The organism is Streptomyces sp. NPDC046985, assembly GCF_040644415.1.
Lineage (GTDB): Bacteria > Actinomycetota > Actinomycetes > Streptomycetales > Streptomycetaceae > Streptomyces.
On record NZ_JBEYWK010000017.1, the window covers coordinates 119,034 to 136,485 of the forward strand.

Below are 17,452 nucleotides of genomic sequence, written 5' to 3' on the forward strand. Positions count from 1 at the left end.
CCCCGGTGCGGAGGGGGAAAACGGCGGTCAGCGGCGGCAGTCCACGCCCACGACGAGGACGTCGCCGTCGCGCGCGTCGATGTAGGCGTTCACGTGGTCGTGGTAGGCCGTGCTGCCGGACTCCAAGGGGTCGTCCGCGTTCAGCCAGGCCGGGTCCGTGAGCCACGTGCCGTCGAGTTCGCGGAGGCTGTTGCCGGGGACGGCGCGCCGCCGGGCCCGGGCGATGAACCCGGCCCGGTCCAGCCTGACCAGGGCCGCCTCTTCGCCGCGCTGGCGGGGACCGGTCTTGATCGCGTCGAGCACCTTGAGCCGCGGCTGCGCGCGGAAGCCGAGGAGCGCCTGGAAGGAATCCCCGCCCAAGTGCCGCTCGAACCGCTCCCACGGCTCGGCCGGGGGCATGCCGTCGGTGGCCTGTGTCCAGGCGTCGTGGAGCGCGGCGGCCTCCGCCGCGTGGCGATCGCGCAGCGCGGCGAGATCCAGCAGGCTCAGGACACCACCGGCGCACCGGTCGGCCGGACCGGACGCGGACCGTACGAGACGAGGGTCGTCGGCCTGAGCTCCGGGCTCCAGCGGGAAGTGCTCCGTGTACCGGCCCGTGGTGATCTCATAGCTGTCGAAGTGGCCGCCGCGAACCTTGTTGAGTGCGCGCCGCAGCCGCGTATCGAGGGTGTATGAGGTCTCGGCGGCGTGCGGGGGCAGGCACACAAGGGCATGTCGTGAAGCCATCGGGGGTTCCGTTCGCAGAGCGTGAGGCACCGTGCCAGGAGCGGGCTCCGTTGCGGGCGGGCTCGACTGGATCGGTGAAGATGTACCTAGACAATACTCGTAATCATAGCGTTAAGCAGTCTCTGGAGTTTTCATCGCCGCCTACTCCGAGGAATTCCGAAAGGGCGGCCGATGTGCCAGTGTGGCTCCCGCCCGCTGTACTGGCACTCGTAGGGCACCCGAGGATGCCGCCACGGCTCGTCGCGCGCCAGCCGTTCAGCAGCGCTCTGCGCCGCCTCCGGCGAAGGGTATCGCCGCTTGTCGAGGCAGGCGCGCTTGCGGGTCGCGGACACCTTGGTGCGCCGCAGTGCGGACTTGCCCATCAGGCTCAACCTCCCTGCGGCCACCCGGCCCGCGGTCTCGGGCGAGGTGCACTCCGCACCGCCGGCCCGGCCGGACGTGAGGCGAATCGCCGCCGCGCGTCACCGGCCGCCCACGGGGCGCGAGGTCCCGACACTCTCCCGGACTTCCAGCAGTCCATGACTTCCTTCGGTACGCGTTATGGGCTGAGGCGGGCCGCGAGCTGCGGCCGGGTACGAACTCCCCGTTGACGCCGTGGGGGCATCCGAAGCGAAGGTCACGCGTAGTAGTTCGCCATGATCCATTCCGGCTTGGTGGCGAGGGTGCGCAGTTCCAGAACCGACAGCGCCCGCGCCAGGACTGCATCGTGCTGTGACGCGGCGGCCATCGTTGCGGGGGTTAGGGCGAGTGGCCCGCCCTCAGGTTGGTGGATCACGGCGGCGACGATGTGGCCCTCCACCTCCCATCCGAGCGAGTACGTCCGAAGGAACAGCGACTCCAGGCCCGAGGCGGCCAGCCGCTCCGCGGCTGCGGCGGCGAAGTAGTCGGGGTGGTTCTCCTCGCGCATGTCCTCCGTCTCCCACGACACCCTGGGCATCAACCACGAGGAGCCGTCGATGCTGTCGGTGCAACGGACCAGCTCGTTCGCCAGCCCGGCCCAGCCGTCGGCCGGACCTCCCAGGCGGTACCCGTACATCATGGCTGCGTGATTCTCGATGGCGCCCAAGGCGTGCTCCTTGCTCGTGGTCGGATCGGGGCCGGTGGGACAGCGGGGCCAGGCTCAGGACAGCGCCTTGTAGATGCGCTCCGCCTCCTCGTGGAAGTACTGGCACGCCTCGACGTACATCTCCTGTCGGGCATTGGACACCTGGGTTCCCATGCCCGCCGTCACGCCGATCTCGACGGTCGTCTCCGCCCGGGCGATCGCGTCCTGAAAGACCAGCGAGGCGTTCCGGAGAGCGCATTCGCCGACGACGGCGGACCACAACTCGATGAGCTTCTGGCGTAGTTCCAGGCCCTTGAAGACGGCCGAGGCGTTGATGACCGCCGGGTTCATGTTCTGGAACCGGTCCCAGTGCTCGGCGAGCTTCTTCTTCTGGTCCTCGACCGCCCGCTGCGCACGGCCGGAGAGGCGATCGTGGATCTGGGCGGCGCGCTTGTCGGCGATGGAGGGCATCGTGGCTCCCGTGAGTCTCGGAGGGGTGAGGTGTCGGTGGTCGGCCCAGAGGCTCGGCCACCAACACCTCAACTATAACCAATCTCATAGATTTAAGCAAGATTCTGGGGCTTCACCTCCGAACCGGGGCAGCGCGGCGCGAAGTCGGTGAGAGCGGCGCTCCAAAATGAGAGTGAATACCTCAACATGAGAGTGCAGATGAGAGTGCTCGGCGCTCTGACCTGCGCGTTATCACTTCGACCCTGCTGCGCAGGCTACGGGGCGCGGCGCTCCCGCGCCTTGCGCGACCCGGGTAGCGGCCCGTCCGACGAGCGCTCTCATTTCCAGCGACCTGCCCTCGGGCCGTACCACCGTCGCGATGTTGACAGTGCCCAGCTCAGAAGCGCGGTCAACTCTCATCTACGACGGCAGCCTTCAGTCGGCCGCTGTCCCTCTGGTCGCGCGGAGCCGTGCGGCGGTCTCGACGGCTTCGGCGATGGCGGGCGATGAAGTCGGAGCCCCCTGCGAGAGCCACGCGGACGGTGGCCAGGCGGAGGAACCGCTGCCATGGCCCCTGGGTGACCTCGACGCTCTGTGCTTTCGGCACCGGCGCGAGGTGAATTCTGTTCCGCAGGAACCATCCGTCCCAGATGCACAGGTACTCGGCGTTCGCGGTGCAGGACAGCACGTGGCTCCACAAAGTGGCCCAGCGGGCCCGCCGGGGCGAAGGTGTTCTGACGCGGAGGAGTTCGGCGCCGTTCGCGCCGTACAGGCTGCGGACCAGCTGCTCGGCCTGCTCCCAGGTGGCGACGGGAGCAACGAGCAGCGGGCTCTGGTGGCCGGCCGTCGCCAGAGAGATCCGGACCCATCCACGACGGCGCCCCAGCAGCGGCTGCGACAACTCGACAGCGTGCGTGCGCTGATGGCGGAGTGTCTGGTGCTGGCGGTCGAACAGGCCGTAGTCGGCGCGGTACCCGCCCGGCTCGGCGGTGAGTGTCCAGCCGTGCCAGCGCGGCCAGCGCGAGGCGGTCAGCCGCCATGTCGCGCCCAGCGAACCGGCCGCCGAAAGCAGGGTGAGCGGCTGGTGGAACACCGCGTAGGGCACCAGGCCGAGAGCGATACTCACCGCGGCGGCGAACCAGGTGTGCACCTCCAGCAGGAGCGACATCCCCAGCATGCGAGCCGGAACGGACAGCATGACGTCCGACTCCGCTGCCGTGGTGGCGGCCCCGGAGGCGGGCACCTCGGTCGCCATGTGTCGGCGCAGCGCGCTGCGCAGTACGGCGGCCTGCGTGTCGGACAGGTAGCTGAGGTGGGCGCTCTGACCGGATACCGACAAGCGGAGCGAGCACATGCCGAGCCATCGTGCGAGGAACGGCCGGTGGGTGTCCGCCTCCTGGAGGTGCGCCAACTCGAACCGTCGGCGTCGGTGGAACAGGATGCCCTTCCGCACGTGCACGCGTCCGTGGTGAGACGGTAGGAGGTTCGCCGCCAGGAGACGTATCCGTAGCCGGCGGCCAGGAGGGTCACCGCGGCGGCGATCAGTGCCAGAGCCCACCATGGCCACGAGGCGGCGCTGGTGAACCATTCGTGCAGGTCGCGGAAGAGGAAGGTGGCGATGCCGGTGGCTGCCGCCCACGTTTGGCGCCAGGGCGTGATGGGGTGCAGCCGACCCTCCAGCAACGTTGTCTCGCTCACAGGACCTCCGCCCTCTCCCGCGCGGCCCAGGACAGGACGTCCCTGATCCGTTCGGCGTCGGTCGCGTCCAGGTCGGGACGCGGTGGTAGGCCCCGGTGGCGACGGTCACGGAGGCGAGACCCAGGCGCCGCTGAAGGGGACCGGACTCGACCTCGACGGCCTGGACGCGCCCGTAGGGAAGTTCTTCGAGGTATCGGTGCCACATGCCGCCCCGTACCCAGAACGCTTCCCTGGCCAGGCTGTAGCCGCTGAACCGCCAGGCGCTGCTCAGCCGCTGCCAGTGGACAGCACCGCGCACGGTCGCCGCGCCGGCGGCCGCCCAGGCACTCCAGACGAGCCAGGTCGGGCAGGCCGGCCACAGCTTCGGCAGGGCCACCGCGATACCTGCGGCCACTGCGGTGAGCACGGCGGCCCGAGCCGCCGTTGATACGCGCCACAGGACCAGGGTGGTATGGGGGAGCCGGGTGAACGGCACTCAGTCGGGCTCGAACAGGGGATGCGTGGGGGGCGTACCCCGACCGGAAGGGCCGGTCGACGCGATGACCTCTTGCGTAAAGTCGGGTGATCTTGCTTGCGCTGGAGTCAATTTCTTCATTCGTGTGGCGGCGCCGAGTGCGGCCGCGATTCCCCAGGGGCCGGTGGTTTCACCCATCTCTGGGCCGCCTGGTCCCATCTGGCCTGTGAGAAGACCCTGTTGAAGTCGGGCATGTAGTCGGTCCCATAGTCGACGGCGTCGGTCCGGGGAGCGACCGGCACCCAGCCTTGACCGGGACGAAGCGCGGCGAACCAGCCGAAGGCCACTGCGGCTCCCTCTCCCGGCAGCAGGCCGGTCCACACGCCCCCTCCGCTGTGGCCATGCCGACCGGGGCAGGAAGTCTGCGGGAGGCCGGTGCGCGGGCAGTGCGTCTCCAGGCAGCCGGCCGCGTGCTCCTCGCCGACCTGCACTCCGCAGTTGATGCACGGCTCGCCTCGGGAGAGCATGAGCTCGGACGGCATCAGCGCGGACCGTCGGAGAGCCAACCGGGACCGAAGCGCTGCTCAAGAAGGGCGAGCGCCTTCGAGTGCTGGCGGTGAGCGTACGCCCGCTGTTCAGCGGTGTAGGAGAAGGTGAGGGCCAGCTCGTACGGGGACGGGTTGGCCCAGAGCGGGACGACGACCTCGGCGATCTCCCGGGCGGCCTCGACCCAGTCCGCGGCGGCATCCTCCGGGACGTTGAACAGCGGTGCGAGCGTGCTCGCCGGATACGGGTCCTGGCGCAGCGGCCCAGGAGTGCGGGCCAGCTCCACGGCGCGGCTGCGGAGGTGCTCGGAGGGGCAGGTCCCGTCGCGGTCCTCCCGAAAAATCGTCTCCCCGGGTCCACACATGAGGTCTGCTTCGTCTGCGGAGACCTTGAACATGCCGTGCACCCTCAGGCAGTTGCTCCCGTCCGAGTCGAATCGCTGGACGACCTCGCCGCCCTGCCACTCGTACCCGGCGCCGAGCACTACCAGGACCTGGTGGAGCGCCTGGGTGCGATCGGGATAAGCACAGGGGAAGCTGCGGATGAGATCGGTCAGGGTTTGGTCAACGCTCGCCACAACGGCACCTCTTGACGGTCTGGATGGGGAGAGGGCCCGGGGGCGCGGCCTCACGGCCGCGCCGACCGCCGGGCTGATGAGGAACTGCCGCTACGTGGCAGTGAATTCGACGCATGCGGGGAAGTCGGGCTTGATGTCCGGGCCCCTCCGCCGCTGGGCCTTGACGGCACATTTCATCCTTGTCGTCCCGTCTCCGACCAGCCGTTCCACCAGGAAGGCGCATGATCCGCACCGGGAGGTGGGCGTGGTGGTGCCGGGTTCCAACAGCGGCTTGAGGGTGGCCGGGTGAATTCCGCGGTCCAGCTTGATGCGTATGGCTCCACGGCCGACGACGGGCGGCGGGATGGTCGGGGAAGTCATGGGGTTTTCCCTCTCGAAGGGGTATGGAGGCGGGCCGGCGACGGTGTGCGCTTGAAGTCTGGCGGCCCGGATAAGACAACCATAACTGCACTCATAGTTTTAAGCAACTTCGTTGGTCCCGTCCCGTCGATGAGTGCGTGTCCGATCGCTGGCTGACGCCACCTTCGGCCGTCTTTCCGGCCATTGCGCGAGACCTGCGTTGCGCAGCACAACGTCTTCCGCTGGCTCCGCACAGCGGCCTGCTTAGCCCTACTGCGGCGCCCGCAAGCCACTCCTCGAAGACCACATCCGGCCTTCAGGGAGCGACGCCAGCCTTGCGCCACGCCGTGAGGATCTCGGTCACCGCATCGACCGCTTCCGGCGTGTCGCACTCCTTCGAGGAGAGGTGCGTGTAGAGGGCGCGGGCGGCGTCGATTCCGAGGCTCAGGACGGCAAGTACGCGCCCCACGCACGCGACGAGGCCCTCCAGATCTGTGTCGTCGTAAGCGCGGAGGAAAGGGGAGAGCAGGTCGGCCAACTTCGTGGCTTCGGCGTGCCCCTCGTGCGCACCCACAAGGGCTTCGTAACAGGCCCACAGGGCGCGCAAGTCGCGCTCCGGCACCACCATGATCCTGATGTTCGAATGATGATGATCAACCGTCGGACATTTCTCGACCAGATCGGCCGCGACCTGCCAGGGCAGGGGCGGAAGGACGTAGCGCGCTTCATCACCGGTCGCCGACGCGGCTGCTTGAACAGTCCGCAGGGCCCCACCCACCAGCCGCGCATCCTCGCTCCACTCGCAGCTGGACGGGAGGAGAACAGGACGGTCATCGCTCATCCCTCAAGCCTAGCGGCTCGACACACCCTGGAGACCAAGACGGAAGGCTCGCCCGTAGTTCTGGTGACAAGAATCCTGCCTATGTGACAGCTGACGTGCTTCGGCTCACTTCGATGCCTCGCCGGAGACGATCGAGCGCCAGGCGCTGGTGAACCGCTTCCTCGATCGCCCTCCACACCAGGCCCTGAGAGGGGTCTTCGGGCATCCGCGGTTCGCCGCGGTTCCCCCGGATGGTGATGATGGTGTCCCCCTGCGGGGGCTGCGCGTTGTGGACCATGATCACCGTAGGCGTGCCATGCCCCGGGATGACACACCCACTGGTGTCGATGACCCAGGTCAGGTCCACCGTGGGGAGGTACTGCTCGATGAACTTCTTGCCGAACTCCCTCTTCATGAAGGAGTTGGCCGTGAGCTGCGCGATGGTGCCGGCCGGTCTGGCCAGCCTCGTCATCAGCACGGTGAAGGGCAGAGCGAGGGAGTACTTGCCGCTGCACACCTCCGGGTAGGTGCGGCGGATCTGTTCGCGCAGATGGGGGTCGCGGACCGTGATGTACGGCGGGTTGCCCGCCACCGCGTGATAGCGGCCCGGTCGGAGCAGCGGTTCCTCGGTGCTGAGCAGCGCATCGGCTGCCGCCACCTGCACAGGCCAGCCGGCGGGTACGGATGCGATGGGCAGCTTCAGGAAGCTCGCGGTGGCCGCGAGGAGCCGGTACCGCGCCAGTATCACCGCATAAGGGTCCAGGTCGACACCGTGTACGGCTTCGAGGGCGCGTTCCAGCGAGCGTTCCACCGGGACCGTCGCGCGCGGGCCGCGCCCCTTGGGGACATGGATTCGCACGCGGTGGAAGGCGGACATGAGGATGTGCCCGGTTCCGCACGACGGGTCGATCATCCGGGCCCGGTCGGCCCCGACCTCGTCGAGCGCGGGCTCGAGGGACAGGTCCAGCAGCAACTCGGCGACCCAGATCGGTGTCTGGCGCAAGGCCCTCGATTTGCGTGCGTCGACCGACAGTGCCTGGTAGGCGTCTCCGAGGCGGAATCCGTCCACGCGGTGGCCGACGTCGCCGATCGGTGTGTGAGTCCACATCTGTGCAGCCCGGGCCCAGCCGGCCTGGCTGATCGGCTCTTTCCACATGCCGACCACCTGGGGGTCGGTGAGCGAATCCAGTGCCGGATGGGAAGCAGCCAGGGCCTCCAGCCCGCGCCGCACGGCGTCGGGTCCCCCTTCCAGCTCGACGGGGGAGGCGAGCAGACGGTGTTCTGCGGCGTGCCGCACCAGGGCAACGCCGTGGGCCCAGGAGACGGCCGCGTGCACGCCGACCTCGTCGGCGAGTCCGTCGACCAGGTGCTCCAAGGCGCGAGGCGACGCGTTGGCGGGGGACGGCATCGCTAACTCCTCCTGAGCCGGGCGTCGGCCGCGCGCATGACAGAGCCGCGCCTCTCGCTGCGGCGGACGTGTGCTGCGGCGGAGCGCGTCGGTTCATCGGTACCCCTCCCGGAGTGCTCGTGCAAGATCATCCCGGCTTTCCCACTTTGGTGCTGATGGTGCTGATGGTGCTGATCCGGGCGGTACGGCGGATGTCGAGCTCTCTGCCCCTGGGGCCGTTGACGTGCTCCTTGACCCGCACCCTGACCTTCGGGCAGGTACCTCCTGCGTCGACGATGGCCTTGTGGCGGTGCGGGTTGGGGCAGCGCCAGCTCCACCGCTCCTCGACCTTCCAGCGCTGGGTTTCCTCTCCCCAGTGGTGGTCGTGTTCGGCGCGATCGGGCGCGCCGGTATGGCGGGTGGCGGTTTCGCGGATCAGGTCAGCGGGTGTGCCTGGCGGGCTTTGCCGCCGTGTTTCGGGATATCGAAGTCGACGGCACACCGCAGGTTCCTGATCTGGTCGCGGGCCGGCGTGTGGGGCCGGCTGCACGAGGAGATCCTGCACCGTCTGGACGACGCCGGTCTCCTCGACCTCTCCTGGGCGGTGCTCGACTCCGCGCACGTGAGGGCTAAAAAAGGGGCGAACTCACAGGTCCTAGCCCCGTGGACCGGGGCAAGCCGGGCTCCAAGATGCACGTCCTGTCGGACGCGAACGGCCTGCCCCTCCTCGTCGGCCTCTCCGCGGCGAACACCCACGACAGCCTCGCGCTGAAGCCGATGATCATGGGTCACCAAACGAGACATGACCCCCACCGAGGCCGGAACTTCAAGCCGCAGCGGCTCCATGCGGACAAGGCATACGACATTCCTCACCTGCGAAAATGGCTATGGGGCAAGCACATCGGCGTGCGCATCGCCCGCAAGGGAGTCGAGTCCAGCGAACGGTTAGGGCGCCGACGGTGGGTCATCGAACGCACCATGTCCTGGCTCACCGGCTACCGCAGATTGAACCACCGCTACGAACGCCACCCCCGTAACTACCTGGCCTTCCTCGGCCTCGCCGCAGCCCTCTGCTGCTACAAACGACTGCTCCGACTCACCACATAGGACACGGTCTTAGTGGCGGGGGCCGGTCGGGGAGTGCGGCGCAGCAGGCTCATCAGGAATCGGCGGGGCATGGAAGTCCTTCCGCGGATAAGTCCGCTTGGGGTGCGGGGAGGGCGGTCGGGTCGGTGGCGCGCGTCGGCGACACCGACCGAACCGCACTTCTAGTCATAGTGTTAAGCAGTCATCTTGAGAGGAGGTGCCGCGCGTCGGCCAGCCTCCCCGCCCGGATCTCTTCGAGGCTGGTCCATCTGTCGCAGAGCGCCATGACCTCCTCGGAGCCGTCGGGGAGCCGGAGGCGGATGGCTTCATGGGCGAAGGTGCGGGCCAGGTACATGGTCTGCGGGCGCTCCTTGGCCACCAGCGGCGACGACGGCCGGGTGCCGCGGTCCTTGCGGAAGCGCGCGGCGGGCATCAGGAGGAAGGGGCAGCCGGCTGCCGCGTGGGTGGCGGCGAAGACCGCGCACGGTACGCACATCGGCGGGTCCATCGCGAGGTGGTGTTCCACGACCTGCGGTCCTCCGATCACGGCGCGGACCAGCGGGAGAGCCCGCCCGCACAGGCCGCACAGGTGCTCGACGATGGCTCGGGCCCGTCGAGGGCCGTCCAACTCGGTGAAGTCGGGCGTGCCGTCGGGCCCCACCGCGGTCACGAAGCTGATGGGGTACCCGCGCGCGTCCCGCGGCAAGGCCGCGATGCCGGGCGGCAGTTGCGCGGCCCGCCGCCGCTCGATGGCCGATCCCTGCTCGGGATTCATGCCCCCTCCGGGCGGTGGTCCACGAGGAAGGCGGTCCAGGCGTCGTGCTCTCCGGGGGTGAAGATCGGCGCCGGGTCCAGGGGCGCCCTGCCGAAGCAGCCCGCGCACTCCGGCGGGAGGCCGCCGGCGCTGCCTGCGGAGTCTGCGGCCTTCTGCTCCACCTGCTGCCCGCAGACGGTGAGAATCCCAGGCTCGAAGGCCCCGACGGCCAGGTGCAGCTCCGTCTGGTCGAGAGTGAGGGCCGGTGTGACGGCGGCCGGTGCCTGCCCAGAGGCGCGACGGGAAGGGGCGAAGGTGCTGCACTCGCGCCTCTCCTCGGCGTGCACCTCCAGGGCCGCGCCGAGGAGGCGGAGCGGGTCCTCCGCGTGTCGCAGGGCATGGTCCAGCAAGGCGATGGCCGCGTCACGGGCCCGGAGCTGCCATGCCTCCGGGACGGGATGGGGCGTGAACTGCGCGCGCTCGGCGAACAGGAGCAGCAGTAGGTGTCCGGCCCCGTGTCCCGGGGCGGCTTCGTCCAGGAGGTGGGCCAGGCTGGTCAGACCGTCTCGGGTGGCGGATACGACGGCCGGGGTGCCCAGGTCGTTCTTGTCGAGCAGTCCGCTGCGCAGCAGCCCGGCCTGCACGGCGCCGGCGCGGCCTCGTTCGTCCCGGGGCAGTGGGCCGGCCAGGGCTTCGATCAGGCGCTGGGCGTCTGCTCGGGAGTCGGCGGGAGTTCGCATCGTTCGGTGCTTCCATTCGATCGGGGCGGCTGCGGCGGCAGCCAGACGGTGCCGCGGTAGCCGGCCTGGGTCTTCTTCAGGTGGCCCTCGTACGTCCGGGCTCTGCACTTGCACGTCATGGGCTCTCTCGTCGTCGACGGGCTACAGCCGGGGGGGCGTGACTGGTCAGCCAGTCCTTGGCGGCCATGCGGTGGGCGTTCTCGGGGAAGGCCAGATAGAAGTCGAGCGGCCCCCTGCGGCGTGCGTTCGGGTCCCGGTGCGGGAAGAGGTCATAAATGATCTTGAGGTCGAATGAGACCCCGTTCATGCGGCGCTCGCGCAGAACGTAGCTGCGGGCGATCGTCAGCTCGACGTCGTCGGCCGCCGACAGCGTCGGGCAGACCAGCAGTGCGTATGCCGCGCACCGGGGATGAACGGGAGGTTCGATGTAGAAGCCCGCGTTCGGGGCGCCGATGAACACCAGACTGCTCGTCTTCTTGATCGCCCTGCCGCAGATCCCGCACAGGCGCTGCTCCATCAACTTCCGCTGACGGGGAGGGCACTGGTCGCCGAACGCGGCCGTTCCGCGACCGGGTTCGCACGGGCACACCACGTGCTCTCCCAGGTCGGCGCTGGATCTGATGGCCATCTGCCCGCCGTCGTCGGCAGTCTCGTACCAGGGCGTGTTGATGGGAACCGGCCGGCCCGCGGTGTTGCGCGGCAGCCGCGCGACGTTTGGCGGCATGGGAATGGATCGCCAGTGGGCGGTCAAGGTCGTTGCTCCTTAGCAGAGTTGGGTGAGTCCGGAGAGTTCGTGGCGTTGGCTGCGGGGGCCGCCATCGAGCTTGCGCTCAACGTGAGCACGATGGCGTCCACCACCTCTTCGGCCAGCTCCGCCTTCGCCTCACTGCGGGCGATGCTCAGGTGGGTGTCCGCGTAGTCGGGCTTCGGGGCCGGCGCGTACCAGGCGACGGTATCGACGGCCGCCTGTACGGCAGCGACGAGCCGGTTTCGGTCGGCGGCCCGGACGAGCCGGGCCAGATCGGGCGCGAGCATGACGTACTCCGGGTTAATGGCGGTGTGGTGCGGTGCCGAGCCTGAGCCGGCGGCACCTGGGCGGGAGCACCCCTGGGAGGAGTCGAACCTCCGCACGCGGCTCCGCAAGCCGCAGCTCTGTCCGCTGAGCTACAGGGGTATCCGAGGAGGCCGTGCCCCCAGAACACTCAGGACAATACACAGACTCTAAGATTTAAGCAACTACTTTTAAGTCCTTGACGTGCAGCGTGACGCTATGACAACTTGTCAATGCGTCGCCACCGCAGAGCGTGCGGCGCACCGCCCGGCTGACTCCACGCCGCGTGCTCCCTCGACTCCGCTCATGTGCGGGGCGTCCTCGGCCTCAGCGGCCCCGCAGAAAGAGATCTCATGTCTTCGAACTCCGCTTCCCCGCTCCCTTACGCCGACTTCGGGCCGTGGTCCGCCGAGGGCGGCCCCGCGCGTCTGGACGAGAAGGCCACGGACCGCGCCGCCGGAGTGCTCCTGGGCGCCGGATCGGGTGACGCGCTCGGCGTGCCGTACGAGTTCCGCCCGAGCATGAGCGACGACCGTCTCCCGGAGATGAAGGGCGGCGGTCCGTTCAACTTCGCTCCCGGCGAGTACAGCGACGACACCCAGATGCACGTCTGCATCGCCGAGGTCGCCGCGACCGGCGCGGATCTGCGCACCCCGGAAGCCCTCGACGCGATCGCCATGAACTTCCTCCGCTGGTACGGGGGCGGCCCGGCCGACGTGGGCAACCAGACGCGCAGCGTCCTGGGCACCACCATGCGCGCCAAGGGGACTTCACCTTCCGAAGCGATGCTGGCCGTGTCCCGCCGACACGCCGCCGCCCACCCGAGGAACAGCGCCGGGAACGGCTCACTCATGAGGACGGGCATCGTCGCACTCGCCTACCTGGACGACGCGACGGCCATGGCCGAGGCCGCGAAGCTGGTCAGCGAGCTGACGCACGCCGACCCTGACTGCGCCGAGGCGTGCATCCTGTGGTGCTCCGGCATCAGGACCGCCGTCCTGACGGGGACGTTCGACGGTGTCCGTGAGGGCCTTGACCTTCTGCCCGAGGAGCGCCGCGCCGTCTGGGCGGCCCGGCTCGACGCGGCCGAGGCCCACCCGCCGCGCCACTTCCGGCGCAACGGCTGGGTGGTCGAAGCCCTTCAGGCCGCATGGTCCGCCATCACCCGTACCCCGGTCCCCGAGGACCTGCCCGAGCAGGGCAGCTTCGCCGCTCAGCATTTCCAGCTCGCGCTGGAGGCCGCCGTACGGACCGGGAATGACACCGATACCGTCGCCGCTATCACCGGAGCACTGCTCGGCGCGCGCTGGGGTTCATCCGCCGTCCCGCTGGCCTGGCAGAACAAGGTTCACGGCTGGCCGACCAACACCAGCGCGGACCTGATCCGACTCGCCGTTCTCACTGCCCGCGCCGGGCAGGACGACCGCGACGGCTGGCCCTCCGCGCCCCGTGTCACCACCCCCGTTTCGTCGGGCAAGGCGTTCAACGCGCGGCACCCCCACGACCCCGGCCTCGTCCTGGGCAACCTGGCGCTGACCGAGCACCCGGGCCCCGCTCCGGTCGATGCGGTCGTGTCCCTGTGCCGGGTGGGCTCCAATCCGATCCTGATCGGCACGGACGTCCAGCACGTACGCGTCTGGCTGGTGGACAAGTCCGGTAAGAACTCGCACCTCCACTTCACCCTCGACCAAGCTGCCCGCGAGGTCCTCCGGCTCCGCCAGGAGGGCAAGCGGGTCTTGCTGCACTGCGTCGCCGGGCGCAGCCGCACCCCCGCTGTCGCGGCCGTCTACAGCCACCTGGCCTACGGCGTGGCGCCCTTGGACGCGCTGCGCGAGATCAACCACGCGCTGAGCGGTTACTGGACGCTGCCCAACCACCCCGAAATGCTTGACGCCGTATTCGAGTTGGCGGGCGAGGAGCCGCAGCGGGACGCCTTCCCGGTGCGCCGGCGCTCGCGGTGGCGGGAGCTGATCCACCGGCGCTGAGTCCGGCGCATGTGGGTGTGGCCCCAACGGAGTTCCGTTGGGGCCACACCCATACCTGCTGCCTGCCTCCGCGACGAGGAGCCGGTGTTCACCGCTTCTTCTTGTTCGTGCGGCGCGTTCGGCCGGCGCGAAGCCGGCCTTGCCCCCTGCGCGAGTAGACGTGCTTGGTGATCGTCTCCAGGAACCACATGTCCTCGAAGACCTCGGGCCGTTTCCGGTCGCCCGGAGTCCGGTCCGGAGGCTCCAGGTGCCCCTGGCGCTTGTACGTCTGCGCGGTTGTACGCGCCAGCGGCTTGCCCCGTGTGGCGTTGCCGAGAATGACGCCGTAACCGCCGACGTCGTACAGATCCTTCGGATCGCCCTGCGGGGGCGGGACCACGACCGTGGGCCCCTCACCCTTGAACTCCGCCCAGACGTGCGCCCTGTGCTGCTCGACCCAGCCGTCAACAGCGCTCGTACGCCATCGGTCGCCCACCGATCCGGGGAAGCCCTCGATCCGGGTCCACGCCCCCACCGTCGCCTCGCTGACGGCGTACCGGAGCGCCAGCCCGGCCTTGTCCTCCAGCTCGCCGCCGCCCGCGGTGCCCGGGGCAGCCGTCTCGGCGGCGCTCTCCGAGCCTGTCTGCGCGGCCGTCGGCTCTTTCGCCGAAGCGTCCGCCCGCTGGGCGCGGGCCGGCCAGGACTGCGGCCGGCTGACCTTCACCCAGTCGTCGACCTGCTGCGCGTCCCACTCCTCCTCGCCGACCGGGCCGGGGAAGTTCAGCAGCCTCACCCATGCGTCAACCGTCCGGGGCAGCTCGCCGTACGTGTCGGCGATGCCTGCCCGGTCCAGCCGGGCCGCAGGGCGCTTGCCGGAGCTCATCGCTCCACCTTCCTGTCAGGGCAGGTCGAGCACGGCTCTGCCGGCCGGCTACGCCCGACCGTCGGATCGCCGGCCATCAGCGGGCACCGCCGACCTTGCCGGGGCGGCGGATGAAGCGGTAGGCGGTAATCCGGAACCACATGGGCTCCTCTACGGCTGGCGCTAGGCCGTCGTCGGGCGTCCGATCCGGCTTCGCGAGCAATCCGTTGTACCAGTAGGTCCGCATCGACGAAAAAGTGGTGGCCTTGCCGCGCCCGCGGGCTTTCCCATCGATCTGCCCGATCTTCCGCAAGGTCAGCAGATCGTCATGTTTACCGGGCGGCAGATCCAGCTTGAGCAAGCCGCCGGACTGGTCGGTGTCTATCGCGCGGCGTGTACGTCCCGGACGGCGGATGAAGCGGTAGGCGGTGGCGCGGAACCACATGGGCTCCTCTACGGCCGGCTCCTGGCCGTCACCGGGTGTCCTGTCAGGCTTCGCAAGCAGCTTCTGCGACTGGTAGTTCTTCAGGGTGCCGACGGTGGTGGCCTTGCCGCGGCCGCGGGCCTGTCCGTCCAGCTCTCCGATCCGCTGCAAAGTCAGCAGGTCGGTGTCGTCGCCCGGCGGCAGGTCCAGGTCGAGCAATGCCTCGTCGCCCGCCGGCTGCTTCGTCGGCGCCTTCCTGCCCGACTGGTTGTCGTCGGAACTCGTGGTACGGCGTGTGCGGCGCGGTCGGCTGATGTAGGTGTAGGCGGTCTCGCGGAACCACATGGGCTCGGTGACCTTCGGCTGGAGGCCGTCGTCCGGTGTGCGGTCGGCCGGCGGCAGGATCCCCTTGGATGGGGACAGGTAGGTGCGCAGGGTGCTGGTCGGCGTGGCCGGCCGGTTCAGGGCTCGGCCCTCGAGCTCGCCGATCCGTCGAAGCGACAACAGGTCGCGGGGGCCGCCCTTGGGTAGATTGAGGGGGTTTTTCTTGTCTCGCTGGGACTGGACCCACGAGCCGAAGTGGTGCTCGCGCACCCAGTCGTGGACGTCGTCCTCATCGTAGATCTGGAGGCCGCCCTGACCTGCGGCGTAGAGGAGCTCGGGGAACCCCTCCTCCCGCGACCACGTGGCCGCCGTCGTACGGTCCACCCCGTACCGTGCGGCCATCTTGTCGTAGTTGGTGTACTTGCGGTCGGTGCCCGCAGGGATCATGGTGGTCGCTCCGTCCCTGGCCAGCTGAGCCGGCGGATCATCGTGGCCTGCCCCGGGTGGGCTGGCCGGGTTCTGCTGCTGTTCAGGGCCGGCGACTCCGTACGCCGGCCGGTGTGGTGCGCCGGCTGAGAGGCGCAGGGTGCGACCTCGCCAGCGAGATTACCCAAACTCATAGACTTGCGCAATCCGGTCGGGGTGTGTCCCGGACGCCAACGGGGGCGGGTCCAGCTTGACGCTGGGCCCGCCCCTTTCCCGGGAAAGAAAATGGCTTGGTCAGGAGGCCAGGTGGAATGCTCGCCCGGCCGCTCGGATCTTCTTCTCCGCCAGCTTGGCGTCCAGCGCTTCCTGAAGACTTCCGAAGGTTTCCGAGCCTTGGCGCTTCTTCAGGTGTGGAATCTCGTTGGCTGGAATTCCGACGAGAGGAGATTCGTTGAGGACCGACAGTAGATCCGATTCGGTCTGGTCGGTGTACCCGGCTGTGGCGACGGCCTCGGCATCAGGGAATACATCAGCGTGTCGCTCATGCTCCCCGGTCGATGAGATGGTCCTCGCGCCCGCCGAGGCTGTAGCACCACAGGAAGTTTTCCGGTGCGGAGGGTTCAACGATACGCTTGAACCGGCTGATTTCCTTGGTGTAGCAGTAGAACCGCACGTCAGGAGATGCATCCATAATGCGAAGCCAAGCCGACAAATAACTGTCGGAAAAGAAGTCACCAGCGTCGTGGAGACGAATCCACTTGCCTTTGTAGCGCTTGTGGCCCAACTCCTCCTTCATGCGCTTCTCCCACTCGTCCGGAGCTAGGCTCCGGCGGGCGCGTAGCAAAGCGATGCGCAAGCGCCTGCCTGGGGGCACACGTTGAAATTCGAGCCATCTGGGAGTTTCACGTCAAAAGCTGGGAGAGTCCAATTGAAAATGCCCTCCTTGCGGAGCTGTGAGTTCTGTGTGAGAAGCCACTTCCGGGGCTGCGGCTTGGTGGTTCCGTTGTTGTCCGCTGTGTTGTTCACTTCTTGGCCTTCGCGAGGTCGGGGGCGCCGTGGCGCTCGCCGGGACAGTGGAGGTGCGGGGCGGTGCACGCGTGGACGCCGAGCGCACTGACACCGCCTTCGGCGCGTGCCAGGACGGCGAAACCCTTGGCCAGGGCCGTCCGGGAAGTGCCCTGGTGCCTGCCCCCGAACTGGAGGTCGTCGCCGTGGCTGGCGATCTGTTCGAGCGCTTCGACGCGGGCGAATTCGATCTCCTTGGCGGAGGCGTCGCGCTGCTCCGCGATGAACATCGGCACCATGAACAGCAGCCAGTCGGCCAGCCGTTCGCGGAACCCGTCACCGTCGGTCCCATTGGTGCGGGACTCGGGGTCGAGAACCACGCGGCCAAGGGGGCCGTGTGCGTCAGCGCTCATCGCGGGCTCCCCCGATGGCGTTCTTGGCCGGGAACTCGATATCGAGAACGTCCACCAGCACGACATCAGTGATCCGGTCCAGGGTGGAGTCTGTGCACTCTGCGGAGAGCACGCCGGGCTGGAGGTTCTCGACAAGCTGCCAGATCGCCGCGGGCTGGGCGGTGGCTCCTTCCGGCAGAGCGATCGTCAGGGTGAAATCGTACAGGGCGGACCGGGTCGCCTTCACGTGTACGACTGCGGTAGCGGGGCTGAGGGAGTCCATGGTTGCTCTCGCTTCTGGAGCGGACGCGTTCCGACGGAGGGCCGGAACGCGTCCGCCGGTGACCGGCGTGTGGTGGGCCGAGCCAGCCGGCGGCGTCGG

General features: G+C 68.9%; 20 protein-coding genes, 1 tRNA gene and 2 pseudogenes. 2 read left to right on the plus strand and 21 right to left on the minus strand.

Annotated features, from left to right (window positions below; all coding sequences use genetic code 11):
* Nucleotides 1-27 precede the first annotated feature (27 nt).
* The 9 genes and pseudogenes from ABZ861_RS22385 to ABZ861_RS22425 form a co-directional block, all read right to left on the minus strand.
* Nucleotides 28-726, minus strand: a complete 699-nt coding sequence (locus tag ABZ861_RS22385) for a hypothetical protein (protein WP_361632765.1) — start codon at nt 724-726, stop codon at nt 28-30.
* A 616-nt stretch (nt 727-1,342) separates the two neighbouring features.
* Entirely contained in the window at nt 1,343-1,792 is a 450-nt protein-coding gene (locus ABZ861_RS22390) for a hypothetical protein (protein ID WP_361632767.1), read from the minus strand.
* A gap of 54 nt (nt 1,793-1,846) precedes the next feature.
* On the minus strand, nt 1,847-2,242 hold the full coding sequence (locus ABZ861_RS22395; RefSeq protein ID WP_361632769.1) for a hypothetical protein: 396 nt from the start codon (nt 2,240-2,242) through the stop codon (nt 1,847-1,849).
* Between the two features lie 388 nt (nt 2,243-2,630).
* Nucleotides 2,631-3,674, minus strand: coding sequence for a PH domain-containing protein (locus ABZ861_RS22400; protein ID WP_361632867.1), 1,044 nt, complete (start codon nt 3,672-3,674; stop codon nt 2,631-2,633).
* A gap of 330 nt (nt 3,675-4,004) precedes the next feature.
* Nucleotides 4,005-4,394 (minus strand): annotated as a pseudogene (locus ABZ861_RS22405) (PH domain-containing protein); the annotation flags it as partial.
* 116 nt (nt 4,395-4,510) lie between these two features.
* Nucleotides 4,511-4,915, minus strand: coding sequence for a hypothetical protein (locus ABZ861_RS22410; protein ID WP_361632771.1), 405 nt, complete (start codon nt 4,913-4,915; stop codon nt 4,511-4,513).
* Nucleotides 4,915-5,496 carry a hypothetical protein gene (locus tag ABZ861_RS22415; protein ID WP_361632773.1) on the minus strand — a complete coding sequence of 194 codons (582 nt, stop codon included), beginning with the start codon at nt 5,494-5,496 and terminating at the stop codon, nt 4,915-4,917. Before ABZ861_RS22415 ends, ABZ861_RS22410 begins: the two co-directional genes overlap by 1 nt.
* A gap of 655 nt (nt 5,497-6,151) precedes the next feature.
* Nucleotides 6,152-6,676, minus strand: coding sequence for a hypothetical protein (locus ABZ861_RS22420; protein ID WP_361632775.1), 525 nt, complete (start codon nt 6,674-6,676; stop codon nt 6,152-6,154).
* A gap of 79 nt (nt 6,677-6,755) precedes the next feature.
* Complete coding sequence (locus tag ABZ861_RS22425; RefSeq protein ID WP_361632777.1) at nt 6,756-8,030, minus strand: N-6 DNA methylase; 1,275 nt, start codon at nt 8,028-8,030, stop codon at nt 6,756-6,758.
* 451 nt (nt 8,031-8,481) lie between these two features.
* On the opposite strand from ABZ861_RS22425, the pseudogene ABZ861_RS22430 reads away from it, so the two are divergent.
* A pseudogene (locus ABZ861_RS22430) lies at nt 8,482-9,149 on the plus strand (IS5 family transposase); the annotation flags it as partial.
* A gap of 181 nt (nt 9,150-9,330) precedes the next feature.
* On the opposite strand, the gene ABZ861_RS22435 reads toward ABZ861_RS22430, so the two are convergent.
* The 5 genes from ABZ861_RS22435 to ABZ861_RS22455 form a co-directional block, all read right to left on the minus strand.
* Nucleotides 9,331-9,903: a hypothetical protein gene (locus ABZ861_RS22435; protein WP_361632779.1), complete on the minus strand. Its 573-nt coding sequence runs from the start codon at nt 9,901-9,903 to the stop codon at nt 9,331-9,333.
* Complete coding sequence (locus ABZ861_RS22440) at nt 9,900-10,622, minus strand: hypothetical protein (protein WP_361632781.1); 723 nt, start codon at nt 10,620-10,622, stop codon at nt 9,900-9,902. Before ABZ861_RS22440 ends, ABZ861_RS22435 begins: the two co-directional genes overlap by 4 nt.
* A 115-nt stretch (nt 10,623-10,737) precedes the next feature.
* Nucleotides 10,738-11,373: a hypothetical protein gene (locus tag ABZ861_RS22445; RefSeq protein WP_361632783.1), complete on the minus strand. Its 636-nt coding sequence runs from the start codon at nt 11,371-11,373 to the stop codon at nt 10,738-10,740.
* A complete protein-coding gene (locus ABZ861_RS22450) occupies nt 11,370-11,657 on the minus strand; it encodes a hypothetical protein (protein WP_361632785.1) in 288 nt (95 codons plus the stop codon). Before ABZ861_RS22450 ends, ABZ861_RS22445 begins: the two co-directional genes overlap by 4 nt.
* 67 nt (nt 11,658-11,724) lie before the next feature.
* Nucleotides 11,725-11,796 (minus strand) — tRNA-Arg (locus tag ABZ861_RS22455).
* 230 nt (nt 11,797-12,026) lie between these two features.
* Here ABZ861_RS22455 and ABZ861_RS22460 point away from each other — a divergent pair.
* Nucleotides 12,027-13,658, plus strand: a complete 1,632-nt coding sequence (locus ABZ861_RS22460) for an ADP-ribosylglycohydrolase family protein (RefSeq protein ID WP_361632787.1) — start codon at nt 12,027-12,029, stop codon at nt 13,656-13,658.
* Between the two features lie 88 nt (nt 13,659-13,746).
* On the opposite strand, the gene ABZ861_RS22465 is transcribed toward ABZ861_RS22460, so the two are convergent.
* From ABZ861_RS22465 to ABZ861_RS22495, 7 genes are all read right to left on the minus strand, one after another.
* On the minus strand, nt 13,747-14,520 hold the full coding sequence (locus tag ABZ861_RS22465) for a hypothetical protein (RefSeq protein WP_361632789.1): 774 nt from the start codon (nt 14,518-14,520) through the stop codon (nt 13,747-13,749).
* A gap of 76 nt (nt 14,521-14,596) precedes the next feature.
* Nucleotides 14,597-15,694: a hypothetical protein gene (locus ABZ861_RS22470; RefSeq protein ID WP_361632791.1), complete on the minus strand. Its 1,098-nt coding sequence runs from the start codon at nt 15,692-15,694 to the stop codon at nt 14,597-14,599.
* Nucleotides 15,695-15,967: 273 nt separating this feature from the next.
* A complete protein-coding gene (locus tag ABZ861_RS22475; protein ID WP_361632793.1) occupies nt 15,968-16,297 on the minus strand; it encodes a hypothetical protein in 330 nt (109 codons plus the stop codon).
* Nucleotides 16,215-16,469, minus strand: a complete 255-nt coding sequence (locus ABZ861_RS22480) for a hypothetical protein (RefSeq protein ID WP_361632795.1) — start codon at nt 16,467-16,469, stop codon at nt 16,215-16,217. The genes ABZ861_RS22475 and ABZ861_RS22480 overlap by 83 nt, the downstream gene beginning before the upstream one ends.
* A gap of 23 nt (nt 16,470-16,492) precedes the next feature.
* A complete protein-coding gene (locus ABZ861_RS22485) occupies nt 16,493-16,768 on the minus strand; it encodes a hypothetical protein (RefSeq protein WP_361632796.1) in 276 nt (91 codons plus the stop codon).
* Entirely contained in the window at nt 16,696-17,091 is a 396-nt protein-coding gene (locus ABZ861_RS22490; protein ID WP_361632798.1) for a hypothetical protein, read from the minus strand. The genes ABZ861_RS22485 and ABZ861_RS22490 overlap by 73 nt, the downstream gene beginning before the upstream one ends.
* The gene (locus ABZ861_RS22495) at nt 17,081-17,317 is read right to left on the minus strand and encodes a hypothetical protein (protein ID WP_361632800.1); all 237 of its coding nucleotides are present in this window, start codon (nt 17,315-17,317) and stop codon (nt 17,081-17,083) included. Before ABZ861_RS22495 ends, ABZ861_RS22490 begins: the two co-directional genes overlap by 11 nt.
* Nucleotides 17,318-17,452: the final 135 nt, after the last annotated feature.

Excerpts from the sequence above, each read along its gene's own strand:
- ABZ861_RS22395 (WP_361632769.1), bottom strand. The coding sequence starts at position 2,242 with ATGCCCTCCATCGCCGACAAGCGCGCCGCCCAGATCCACGATCGCCTC.
- ABZ861_RS22420 (WP_361632775.1), bottom strand. The coding sequence starts at position 6,676 with ATGAGCGATGACCGTCCTGTTCTCCTCCCGTCCAGCTGCGAGTGGAGC.
- ABZ861_RS22460 (WP_361632787.1), top strand. The coding sequence starts at position 12,027 with ATGTCTTCGAACTCCGCTTCCCCGCTCCCTTACGCCGACTTCGGGCCG.
- ABZ861_RS22470 (WP_361632791.1), bottom strand. The coding sequence starts at position 15,694 with ATGATCCCTGCGGGCACCGACCGCAAGTACACCAACTACGACAAGATG.
- ABZ861_RS22410 (WP_361632771.1), bottom strand. The coding sequence starts at position 4,915 with ATGCCGTCCGAGCTCATGCTCTCCCGAGGCGAGCCGTGCATCAACTGC.
- ABZ861_RS22435 (WP_361632779.1), bottom strand. The coding sequence starts at position 9,903 with ATGAATCCCGAGCAGGGATCGGCCATCGAGCGGCGGCGGGCCGCGCAA.
- ABZ861_RS22385 (WP_361632765.1), bottom strand. The coding sequence starts at position 726 with ATGGCTTCACGACATGCCCTTGTGTGCCTGCCCCCGCACGCCGCCGAG.
- ABZ861_RS22465 (WP_361632789.1), bottom strand. The coding sequence starts at position 14,520 with ATGAGCTCCGGCAAGCGCCCTGCGGCCCGGCTGGACCGGGCAGGCATC.
- ABZ861_RS22440 (WP_361632781.1), bottom strand. The coding sequence starts at position 10,622 with ATGCGAACTCCCGCCGACTCCCGAGCAGACGCCCAGCGCCTGATCGAA.
- ABZ861_RS22450 (WP_361632785.1), bottom strand. The coding sequence starts at position 11,657 with ATGCTCGCGCCCGATCTGGCCCGGCTCGTCCGGGCCGCCGACCGAAAC.
- ABZ861_RS22480 (WP_361632795.1), bottom strand. The coding sequence starts at position 16,469 with ATGAAGGAGGAGTTGGGCCACAAGCGCTACAAAGGCAAGTGGATTCGT.
- ABZ861_RS22490 (WP_361632798.1), bottom strand. The coding sequence starts at position 17,091 with ATGAGCGCTGACGCACACGGCCCCCTTGGCCGCGTGGTTCTCGACCCC.